The sequence below is a fragment of the Kitasatospora sp. NPDC127035 genome (assembly GCF_042726075.1).
Taxonomy (GTDB): Bacteria; Actinomycetota; Actinomycetes; order Streptomycetales; family Streptomycetaceae; genus Kitasatospora.
In genome coordinates, this window is the sequence record NZ_JBHXDN010000005.1 from 166,677 (window position 1) to 177,894 (window position 11,218).

General features: G+C 74.4%; 5 protein-coding genes. 3 read left to right on the top strand and 2 right to left on the bottom strand.

The features are described 5' to 3' along the window. The first annotated feature begins 39 nt into the window (after window positions 1-39). Together ACFWIC_RS04865 and ACFWIC_RS04870 are read left to right on the top strand one after the other, a co-directional pair. Window positions 40-5,772, top strand: coding sequence for an amino acid adenylation domain-containing protein (locus ACFWIC_RS04865; RefSeq protein ID WP_380515841.1), 5,733 nt, complete (start codon window positions 40-42; stop codon window positions 5,770-5,772). Then, window positions 5,769-8,930 carry an amino acid adenylation domain-containing protein gene (locus ACFWIC_RS04870; protein WP_380515844.1) on the top strand — a complete coding sequence of 1,054 codons (3,162 nt, stop codon included), beginning with the start codon at window positions 5,769-5,771 and terminating at the stop codon, window positions 8,928-8,930. Before ACFWIC_RS04865 ends, ACFWIC_RS04870 begins: the two co-directional genes overlap by 4 nt. 66 nt (window positions 8,931-8,996) lie before the next feature. Here the strand turns inward: ACFWIC_RS04870 and ACFWIC_RS04875 are convergent, their stop codons facing one another. Together ACFWIC_RS04875 and ACFWIC_RS04880 are read right to left on the bottom strand one after the other, a co-directional pair. Continuing rightward, entirely contained in the window at window positions 8,997-9,215 is a 219-nt protein-coding gene (locus ACFWIC_RS04875; RefSeq protein WP_380515847.1) for a hypothetical protein, read from the bottom strand. 14 nt (window positions 9,216-9,229) lie between these two features. After that, window positions 9,230-10,567, bottom strand: coding sequence for a tetratricopeptide repeat protein (locus tag ACFWIC_RS04880; RefSeq protein WP_380515850.1), 1,338 nt, complete (start codon window positions 10,565-10,567; stop codon window positions 9,230-9,232). Between the two features lie 424 nt (window positions 10,568-10,991). Here ACFWIC_RS04880 and ACFWIC_RS04885 point away from each other — a divergent pair, with 424 nt between their 5' ends. Next, window positions 10,992-11,120 (top strand): albusnodin family lasso peptide, encoded by a 129-nt coding sequence (locus tag ACFWIC_RS04885; protein WP_329951189.1) that lies wholly within the window; start codon window positions 10,992-10,994, stop codon window positions 11,118-11,120. Window positions 11,121-11,218: the final 98 nt, after the last annotated feature.

The window sequence follows — 11,218 nt, forward strand, 5'->3', positions numbered from 1 at the left end:
GGCACCTCCGCCACCGACGTGCGCCGAAATGGAACACCGATGACCGACACCCAGGACCCTGCCACCGGGCTGTCCGCGACCAAGCGCGCGCTGCTCGCCCAGCGGCTGCGCGCCGCCTCGGCCCCCGCCAGAACCGTGCCCGCCCGGCCGTCCGACACCGTGCCCCCGCTCTCCAGCGGGCAGGAACGGCTCTGGTTCATGGACCAGTTCGCCCCGCAGTCCACCGCCTTCACCCTGGCGCCGGCCCGCCGGCTGCACGGCCCGCTCGACCGTCCGGCGCTGGACGCCGCCCTGACCGACCTCGTCGCCCGCCACGAGGCGCTGCGGATGACCTTCCCGAGCACCCCCGAGGGCACCGCGGAGGTCCGAGTCGCCGAACCGGCCCCCTGCCCGGTCCGGTTCGTCGACGCCTGCGCCGCACCGGACCCGGCCGGGCAGGCCGCCGACGAGCTCGCCGCCCTGGTCGGGGAGCCGTTCGACCTGACCAACGGTCCGCTGCTGCGCGCCCTGCTGGTCCGCACCGCGGCCGAGGAGCACGTGCTCGCGCTGGTCATGCACCACATCGTCAGTGACGGCTGGTCCCTCGACATCCTCCACCGCGAGCTGGACGCGCTCTACGCCCGGCACGCCCACGGCACCCCGGACAACCTGGCCGCCCCCGCCGTCCGGTTCGGCGACTACGCACACTGGCAGCGCGAGCGCCTGAACGGCGACGCGCTGGCCTCCTCCCGCGCGTACTGGCGGACCGCACTCCGGGACGTCCCCGCACTCGACCTGCCCACCGACCGGCCGCGCCCGCCGGTGCTCACCTTCGACGGGGCCGCCCTGGAATTCCACTGGGGCACCGAACTCGGCAACGGCGTCAAGGAGTTGGCCCGGTCGTCGAACGCGTCCGCCTACATGGTGCTGATGGCCGCCCTACAGGTGTTGCTCGGCCGGCACTCCGGACGGCGGGACTTCGCGGTCGGCTCGGCGGTCGCCGGCCGGCTCCACCGCGAACTGGAGGACGTCGTCGGCCTGTTCGTCAACATGCTGCCGATCCGGGCCCGGTTGGAGGGCGACCCGACCTTCGGCGAGCTGCTCGGCCGGGTCCGCGAGACCACCCTCGACGCGTACACCCACCAGGAGGTGCCGTTCGAGCAGATGGTGGCCGACCTGGAGATCGAGCGCGACGTCAGCCGGTCCGCCGTCTTCCAGGTCACCTTCGCCTTCCAGAACTACGGCGACCGCAGCGCCGGTACCGGCGCCGACGCCGCCACCGGCTCCGCCACCGGTGCGCTGACCGGCGAGAGCTTCGGCCACGAGGCCGCCACCACCCGCACCGACCTCGCGCTCTACATGCGGGAGAAGTCCGACGGCGGCCTGTACGGGCTGCTCACCTACCGCACCGACCTCTTCGACGCGGCCACCGTCCGGCGGCTGGTCGAGCGTTTCGAACTGCTGGTCGCGGCGGCCTCGGCCGACCCGGGCCGGCCGGTCTCCCGGCTGCCGCTGCTCACCCCCGGCGAGCGGCGGGACGTCCTGGAGACCTGGGCCGCCGGCCCGCCGCTGCCCGTCCCCGCCGCCGGAACCGGCGCCGACAGCGGTGCCACCGCCCCCGGCACGCTGACCGCGCTGCTCGCCGCCACCGCGCGGGCCCACCCCGAGCGCCCGGCCCTGGTGTTCGAGGACCGCACCGTCGACTACCGCGAGCTGGAGCAGCGCGCCACCGGCCTCGCCCGCCGCCTGCGGGCACTCGGCGTCGGCCCGGACGACCGGGTCGCGGTCTGCCTGGAGCAGTCCCCCGAGCTGGCGGCGGCCCTGGTCGGCGTCCTGAAGTCCGGCGGCTCCTACCTGCCGCTGGACCCGGAGCAGCCGCCCGCCCGGCTCGCCCACCTGGTGGCCGACGCCGAGGTGCGGGTCCTGGTCACCGACTCGGTGCTGCGGGAGCGGTTCCCCGGGTACGCGGGCGCCGAACTGCTGCTCGACACCGGACCGGCCGACGGCGCCGCGCCCGGCCCCGATCCGCTCGCCCCGGACGCCGAACCGCTCGACGAGGTCTCCGGCCCGGACCACCTGGCCTACGTGATCTACACCTCGGGCTCGACCGGCGCACCCAAGGGCGTCGCCGTCCAGCACCGCCAGATCCTCAACTACCTGGCCGGCGTGCGGGAACGGCTGCGGATCGAGCCGGGCGCCGCGTACGGGCTGCTCCAGTCGCTGTCCTTCGACTTCAGCATCACCATGCTCTACCTCGCCCTGACCACCGGCGGCCGGGTCCACCTCCTGCCGCGCCGGATCGCCGGCGCCGAACTCGCCGACCAGATCGAGGCGCTGGAACTCGACTACCTCAAGATGACCCCCTCCCACCTGGCCGCGCTCGGCGCCGACGCCCCCATGGAGCGGCTGCTGCCGCGCCGGGCGCTGGTGCTCGGCGGGGAGGCCTCGGCCTGGCCGTGGGCCGCCGAGCTGGCCGCCCTCGGCCGGTGCGCCGTCTTCAACCACTACGGCCCCACCGAGGCGACCGTCGGCGTCACCGTCCACGAGGTCACCGCCGGCGCCCACGGCCCGGGCAGCACCCCCATCGGCGCCCCGCTCGCCGGCGCCCGCTGCCACGTCCTGGACGAGACGCTGCAACCGGTGCCGCCCGGCGTCACCGGCGAGCTGTACCTCGGCGGCGACCGGCTCGCCCGCGGCTACCTGGGCCGCCCGGACCTCACCGCCGAGCGGTTCGTCGACGACCCGTTCGGCGCGACCGGCGACCGGCTCTACCGCACCGGCGACCTCGCCCGCTGGCGGCCCGACGGCACCCTCGACTACCTGGGGCGCGCCGACGACCAGATCAAGGTCCGCGGCTACCGGGTGGAGCCCGGGGAGATCGAGGCCGCCCTCACCGCCCTGCCCGGCATCACCCAGGCCGTCGTGCTGGCCCGCGGCGAAGGGCTGCGCCAGGCCCTGGTCGGCTACCTCGAACACCCGGGGGGCGGTCCCGCCCCGGCACCCGCCGACCTGCGCGAGGCCCTCGCCGAGGTCCTCCCCGACTACATGGTCCCGGCCCGCTTCGTCGTCCTCGACCGGCTGCCGCTGCTGGCCCACGGGAAGGTCGACCGGCGCTCGCTGCCCGAGCCCGAGGAGCCCGCCGCCACCGGCGAGTACGTCGAACCGGAGGGCGAGGAGGAGCGGTACCTCGCCGGACTCTGGGCCGAACTCCTGGCCGTCCCGCGGGTCGGGGCGCTGGACGACTTCTTCGAACTCGGCGGCCACTCGCTGCTCGCCACCCAGGTGGTCGCCCGGCTGCGCCGCACCTACCCCGAACTGCCCACCCCGGTCGGGGTGATGGACCTCTTCAAGTACCCGACCGTCCGGCGCCTCGCCGCCCTGCTCAGCGACCCGCACGCGGACCGCGGACCGCGCAGCCTGCTGCACCGGCTCACCCCGGCGGGCCGGCGGACGACCGCCAGCATCGTCTGCACCCCGTACGGCGGCGGCAGCGCGCTCATCTACAAGCCGCTCGCCGACGCCCTGCCCGCCGACTGGGCACTGCACTCGCTCGCCGTGCCCGGCCACGAGCTGGGCGAGGAGGCGATGGACATCGACGAGGTGGCCGCCCTCTGCGCGCAGGAGATCGTCGACACCGTGGAAGGGCGGATCGTCCTCTACGGCCACTGCGGCGTCGGCGTCCGGTTGGCCGTGGAGATCGCCCGGCGGGTGGAGGCGGCCGGACGGGAGATCGAGGCCGTCCACCTCGGCGGGATCTTCCCGTTCGCCCGGCCGCGCGGACGCGGCGCCGCCGTGGGCGAGTGGTGGGCCAGGGTCGCCGACCGGCTCCGCAGCGACCAGGGCATGATCAACGCCCTGGCGGCGGCCGGTCTGGACACCGACGAGGTCGGGACCGAGCAGCTGCGCCTGATGGTCGGCAACCGCCGGATCGGCACCAAGGAGGCCGAGCAGTACTTCACCCGGCTCTTCGAGAGCGAGGACGGCCGGATCGCCGCACCGGTGATCGCCGTCTGCGGTGACCGGGACCCGGCCACCGAGTTCTACGAGGAGCGGTACCGGGAGTGGCACCGTCTCAGCGACACCACCGGCGTGGTGGTGCTCGACGAGGCCGGCCACTTCTACCTCAAGTACCGGGCCGCCGAGCTCGCCGAGATCCTGACCACCGTGCACCGCTCGGTGGCGGCCGGCGAGGAGGAACGGCACCGGCGGAGCGAGGGCGCCACCTGGTGGCTGGCCGGGCTCTCCCGGGACGGGGCGGAGCAGCCGGTCGGCGTCCCGGACGCCTCGCCGAACGCCGCGGGCACCTCGCCTGCCTCCCGGGGCCCGAAGGCGCCGTCGACCCGGCCGACCATGCGGCGGTTCCTCGGCGTCGCCGCCGGCCAGCAGATCTCCATGATCGGCTCCGCGCTCACCGAGTTCGCCCTGCCGGTGTGGATCTACCTGACCACCGGATCGCTCGCCCAGTTCGGCCTGTTGGCCGCCTGCGGGCTGGTGCCCGGCATCCTGGCCGCGCCGATCGCCGGCGCCGTCGTGGACCGCGGCGACCGGCGCCGGATCATGCTGTACGGCGACGTGGCGGCCGGCCTCACCCAGGCGGTGATGCTGCTGCTGTACCTGACCGACGGTCTGGAGGTCTGGCACGCGTACGTGCTGATCGCGCTCCTCTCCACAGCGCTCACGTTCCAGCGGCTCGCCTGGAACTCCGCCGTCCCGCAGCTCGTACCGAAACGTTTCCTCGGCCGGGCCAACGGCATCGTCCAGATGGCCTTCGGACTCGCCCAGTTCCTGGTGCCGCTGTTCGCGGTCGGCCTGCTCTCCGTGCTCGGCCTCGGCGGCATCCTCGCGCTCGACGTCGCCAGCTACGTCGTGGCCACCGCGGTCACCCTCGCCGTGCGCTTCCCGGACGTGATGGCCGCGCGGCGGCGGGAGAGCGTCGCCGCCGAGATCCGCGCCGGGTTCCGGCGTGCGCTCGGCAGCCGGCACTTCCGCGCGATGCTGCTGTTCTTCGCGGTGCTCAACATCTTCCTCTCGCCGCTGTTCCTGCTCACCACCCCGCTGGTGCTCTCCTTCGCCCCGCTCGCGGCGGCCGGCTGGGTCTCCGTCGCGGCCGGCCTGGGCGCCGTCCTGGGCGGCCTGACCCTGCTCGTCTGGGGCGGTCCCCGACGGCTGCGGCTGCGCGGCGTCCTGGTCGCGACCCTCGGCCTGGCCGTCGCCTGCCTGGTGACCGGCCTGCGGCCCTCGGTCCTCACGGTCTCGATCGGCGCGTTCGGCATGGCCTACGGACTCGGCCTGGTCAACGGCGTCTACGCGACCATCGTCCAGACCAAGGTGCCGCTCCGGTTCCACGGCCGCGTGATCGCGGTGAACACCATGGTCGCCTGGTCCACCCTGCCGGTCGGCTTCGCCCTGGTGGCTCCGCTCGGCCCCCGCCTGGTCCAGCCGTGGGTCGACGAGGACGGCCCGCTCGCGGGCACCGTGGGACGGCTGATCGGCACCGGCGAGGGACGCGGCATCGGTCTCCTCTACCTGCTGTTCGGCCTGGCCATGGCCCTGCTCGTGCTGGTCTGCCTGGCCGTCCCGGCCCTGCGGCACTTCGACCGCGACGTCCCGGACGCCGAGCCCGACGACCTGATCGGTCTCGCCACCCTCTCGGGCCGCGCCGACGCCGTCGCACCCGGCACCGTCGCGACCGACGCCGCACCCGGCACCGCACCAGCCCCCGCTCCCGTCCTCACCTCGCCCGCAGCCGTCGCGGCCGCGCGCCGTACCGGAACCGAGGCCGCCGCCCGATGACTCCCACCGACCGCACGACCGGCGCCGACCGCCCCACCGGGGCGGCCCACCCGCTCACCGAGGAGCAGCGGCGCCTCTGGTTCCTCCAGCAGCTCCACCCCGCCGACGCGGGCTTCAACATGTACCTCTGCCGCCGCTGGAGCGGCCCGCTCGACCGGGAGGCGCTGCGCGCCGCGCTCACCCGGCTGACGGACCGGCACGAGACCCTGCGCACCCGCTTCGCCCTCGACGGCGAGGCGCCCGTCCAGCTCGTCGAGCCGCCCGCGCCGGTCCCGCTCGACCTGGTCGAGCTGGCGCCCGGCGCCGGGGAGCGGGACTTCACCGAGGCCTGCCGTCCGGCCGTCAACGCGCCGTTCGACCTGGCCGCCCGCCCGCCGCTGCGCGCCGTCCTGATCTCGTCCGGGCCCGACGAGCACGCGCTGGCCGTGGTGGTGCACCACATCGTGTCGGACGGCTGGTCGTTCCGGATCCTCTGGAGCGAGCTGCTCGCCCTCTACCGGGAGGAGACCGGCGAGGGGCCGGCCGGCCTGGCACCGCTCGGCCTGCGGTACGGCGACGTCGCCCGGGCCGAGCAGGACCGCGCGGCGAACGGCGGGGCCGAGGCGGCCTTCCGCTACTGGGCCGAGAAGCTGGCCGGCACCGGCCGGCTGCGGCTCCCCCTGGACCGTCCCCGTCCGGCCGAGCCGCTGCACCCGGCGGGGTTCGCCACGGTGAGCCTGGACCCCGGCCTCACCGCCGCCCTGGACGCGCTGGCGCGCCGGGAGCGCTGCACCCCGTTCATGGTGCTGCTGGCCGCCTACCAGTGCGTGCTGGCCCGCTGGACCGGCACCGGAGACTTCCTGGTCGGCACCCCGCTGGCGGGCCGCACCGAGGCCGCCCAGGAGGCGCTGGTCGGCTACTTCACCCGGACGGGCGTGATCCGCGCGGACCTCACCGGGGAGCCGGACTTCCGGACGGTGCTGCACCGGGCCCGGGCCGCCACCCTGGGCGCGCTGAGCCACCAGGACGTGCCGGTCGAACGGCTCGCCGCCCACCTGGGCCTGCCCGCGGAGGCCGGCGCGGCGCCGCTCTACCAGGCGGTGTTCGTCCACCAGAGCCAGTACGACCTGGCCGGGGGCGACGGCGGGTCCGACCTGCCGGCCGGGGTGCGTACCGCCTCGATGGACTCCGGGTTCGAACGCGCCAAGACCGACCTGCTGCTCGACAGCTGGCGCACCCCGGACGGCGGGCTGACGCTCTCCTTCTGCTTCGACCGGGAGGTCTTCGACGAGGCCACCGTCACGGCGCTCGGCGACCGGTGCCGGGCCCTGCTCGTCGCCGTGGTCGAGGACGCGGTGCTGCCGCTGCACGGCGACTGGCTGATCGGCGCGGACGAACGCGCCGAGCTGCTCGCGCTCGGCACCGGGCCGGCGTCCGGACCGGTGCCGCCGGTCCTGGAGCGGTTCGCCGAGCGGGTCGCCACCGCGCCGGACGCGCCGGCGCTGGAGTGCGGGGGCCACACCCTCTCCTACGCCGAACTGAACCGCCTGGCCGACGAGTTGGCCGGCCGGCTCGGCCCGGTCGCCGGGCAGCTGGTGGCGGTGCGGATCGCGCCGTCCTTCGACCTCGTGGTCGCGCTGCTGGCGGTCTGGAAGGCCGGCGCCGGCTACCTCCCGCTCGACCCGGCCCACCCGGAGGAGCGGCGGCGGCTGATGCTCCGCGAATCGGGCGCCGTCCTCCTGCTGACCGACGAGGACGGCGACGGACTCCGCGTCCGGCCGGTCTCCGACCCCGCCCCCGGCGACGAGCGGGCCGGGCTCGCGTACGTCCTCTACACGTCCGGGTCCACCGGCACCCCCAAGGCGGTGGCCGTCGACCACGCGGCCCTCGCCGCCCGGGTCGACTGGATGGCGGGGCCCGACGGCTACCGGCTCACGCCCGCCGACCGGATCGTCCAGTTCGCCTCGATCGGGTTCGACACCCACGCCGAGGAGGTGTGGCCGGCGCTCGCCACCGGCGCGTGCGTCGTGCTGCTGCCCGGTGGCGGACGCACCCTGCCCGAGCTGCTGCGCGGACCGCACGGGCCGTCCGTCACCGTGCTCGACCTGCCGACCGCGTACTGGGAGGAGCTGGTCTCGCTCGACGGCGAGACCCCGTGGCCGGCCGCCCTGCGCCTGGTGGTGCTCGGCGGCTCCGAGGCCCGCGCCGACGCCGTCGGACGCTGGCGGGACCGGCACGGCGACACCGTCCGGCTGGTCAACACCTACGGCCCGACCGAGGCCACCGTCATCGCCACCGCCGGCGACCTCACCGCCCCGGACGCCGCCCGGCGCCCGCCGCTCGGCCGGCCCCTGCCGGGGGTGCGGCTGTACGTGCTCGACGAGCGCGGCGCCCTGCTCCCCCGCGGCTCCGAGGGCGAGCTCCACATCGGCGGCACCGGCCTCGCCCGCGGCTACCTGGGCCGCCCCGACCTCACCGACGCAGCCTTCCGCCCCGACCCGTTCACCGGGACGCGGATGTACCGCACCGGGGACCGTGCCCGCTGGCGCTCCGACGGGCGGTTGGAGTACCTCGGCCGCACGGACGAGCAGGTCAAGCTGCGCGGCTACCGGATCGAACCGGCCGAGATCGAGGCCGCCCTGGCCGACCACCCGGAGGTCGCCCGGGCGGCGGCCGTCGTCCTGGCCGGCCGTCGTCTGGTCGCCTACGCCGTCCCCGCGTCCGGCGCCGAGCCGGCACCGGGCGCCCTGCGCGAACACCTCGCCCGGCGCCTGCCCGCCTACGCCGTCCCGGACACCGTCGTCCTGCTCGACCGGTTGCCGCTGACCCTGAACGGCAAGCTGGACACCGCCGCCCTCCCCGCCCCCGACCCGACCGCGGGGACCGAGTACCTGGCCCCGCGCACCGACGCCGAACACCTCGTCACGCAGCTCTGGCAGGAGGTCCTCGGCCTGCCCCGGGTCGGGGTGCTCGACGACTTCTTCACCCTCGGCGGGGACTCGCTCCTGGTGACCCGGGTCGTCGCCCGCATCCGCGCCGGGGTCGGCCTGGAGGTACCGATCCGCGACGCCTTCGAACTCTCCACCGCAGCCGCCCTCGCCGCCCGCGTCGAGGACCTGCTGATCGCCGAGATCGAGGCCCTGAGCGAGGACGAGGCCGCCGACCGCCTCACCGGCTGACGGCCCGCTCCGCGTCGCGCGCCCTGCGGTGTCGGGGAACCCTCCCCGACACCGCAGGAGCGGCCGTCAGAAGTCGCCGAAGGCGGCTGCGAGATCCGCGTCGTGCATGCCGGGGAAGGCGTAGCCGTCCTGCTCGTCCCACGGGACGTCGAGGTCGTCCATGTGCACACGCCACTCCGCTCCGGGCAGCGCGCGGCGCAACTCGGTGACGGCGCCCAGCACGTGGACCATCACCGGCAGCATCCGCCCCGGGTCGGCGGCCTCCGGGAACCGCGAAACCTGCACTCCCGCAACAGACCCTATCGACCCGCCGCCATCGGCCCGGCTCGGTCGAGCAGTTCACGGACATGGTAGTTGCGGGTGTGGGGCTTGGTGGCTACGACCATCGCACGAAAGCGATCGTCCGCGCGGCCGGACTGGACCTGGGGGTAGTCGTCCAGCGCCAGATGCCAGTTCCGGACGCCTTCCTCAAGTCGGCCGGCCTCGACCTGCCACTCGGCGAGCATCGCCCGGTGGCGGACGCGCGCCCGCCGGTACGCGAGGGGCCGGACCTTCTCGGAGCGTTGGAGCGCGCGGATCGCCCCGTCGCGGTCGCCCAGCTCGAAGTTGACCTGAGCGACGTGGTAGGCAAGGGACGCGGGGTCGTAGGAACCATGGGCCTTGGCCTTCGACTCGGCCTGCTCCATGGCGACCTCGGCCACGTGGAGCATCGCCAGCGAAGCGACACGCTCACCGGTCTGCGCGAGGGCGTGGGCCTGCTGGCCTGCCAGGAACGCGCGCATCCTCGGTCCCGCCTGGGGTGAGGCTGTCGACGCGGCTTCGGCGTACCGCAGGGCCGCGGCACCGTGGCCGAGTTCGACGGCCTGCACGCTCATGCCACGCAGAGTGGTGCAGTAGGTGAGGTGATCTCCGGCTGCGAGGGAGAGTTCCAACGCCTTCGTGTAGTACCTCTGGCCAAGCGTGTCCAGGCGCTCGTCCACGGCCATGTAGCCGGTCAGGTAGAGGTGGTCGGCGGCCGCCGAGAGCATCGCCCTGCGCACCGGTTCGGAGGCGGTCGCCCGAAGGTACGGGGCGATGTTGTTGACCAGGAACGCGGCCGCCATCGGTCGGGCGGTCCGGCCGCCGAACTGGTCGTCGATCTCGCTGATGCGCTCGGTCATGGCGATGACGGACTCGACCTCGCCCCTGCCGATCCTGCTGTGCGGATCGGCCCTGATCCGCTCGAACCGCCCTACGACGTCGGGCCAACCGGGAACGGTGAGTGCAACCGAGTACAGGCCCGCTCCGAGCACTCCCCTGCGCGATGGATCCATGTCGGCACTCCCGAGGTCGATCAGTCCCGCCACCGTATCGGTGGACCCGGGCCGAGCATCAGGCCCATCGGCAAAGCCTGCGACGAAAGCGGTGACGGGTCGTCCGAGACGACGGCTCAGGGCTTCCAGGACCACCGGCTGGTACTTCGCCATAGGACGGGTTCCCGAGAGCCAGTGGGATACGGCTGACTCGTCGTACTTCAGCTTCAGGCCGGCCTCAGTGCCCGCCCGATTGACCGCGCGGGCGAACTCCCCGTTGCTCGACCACCGGCACTCGGCCATCAGCCCGGCCAGTCTCTGGTTCGCTGCCCGTCCGATTGCCATCAGTGCCGCCTCCGGGCCACGTTTCAAGGGTTTCAGACATCAATGACCTCTCTACCGTGTTCACAGCCGGTACACACATGTTGACTTGTTGTCAGATCACCCGTGAGGTTCTGCCCCTGATCGAGGAAAGAAGGTCTGGGCCGAGCTGGAACTACCCGCAGAACCGATGGCCCGACGTCAGATGTCGGCCCGGCCCCGCCACACGGTCAGCGCGATTGCCCGTCGGCTGTCCGGACGTCGCCGCCCACGGATACAGCCGCCGATATCAACGCCCGCACGCTGATCAGCCGCTGTCGGGCGGCACCACTTGATACTCCCCGTCCTGCAAGGGCGGGAGACCGGCCCCCACCCCGGGGTGCCCGGGTCCGGTCCTGCCAGTCGCAGACCGGGCAGCACATTCAATGTCACAGAGAGAGGGCAGCTCATGGTCGAGCAGCACACCGTCGAGCCGACGGACGACGAGCTGATGGTCGAGATCGGCGACGTGGTCGTCCTCACCGAGGGTCAAGGCAAGGGCAGCAGCGAGGACAAGCGCCGCGCCTACAACAGCTGACCCACTGGTGGGGGGGGGGGCGGGCGGCGGGGGGGCCCCGCCCCCCCCCCCCCCCCCCCCCCCACCAACCCCCCCCAGAGCGAGGAGGGTACGCCCCA

Excerpts from the sequence above, each read along its gene's own strand:
- ACFWIC_RS04885 (WP_329951189.1), top strand. The coding sequence starts at position 10,992 with ATGGTCGAGCAGCACACCGTCGAGCCGACGGACGACGAGCTGATGGTC.
- ACFWIC_RS04880 (WP_380515850.1), bottom strand. The coding sequence starts at position 10,567 with ATGGCAATCGGACGGGCAGCGAACCAGAGACTGGCCGGGCTGATGGCC.
- ACFWIC_RS04870 (WP_380515844.1), top strand. The coding sequence starts at position 5,769 with ATGACTCCCACCGACCGCACGACCGGCGCCGACCGCCCCACCGGGGCG.
- ACFWIC_RS04865 (WP_380515841.1), top strand. The coding sequence starts at position 40 with ATGACCGACACCCAGGACCCTGCCACCGGGCTGTCCGCGACCAAGCGC.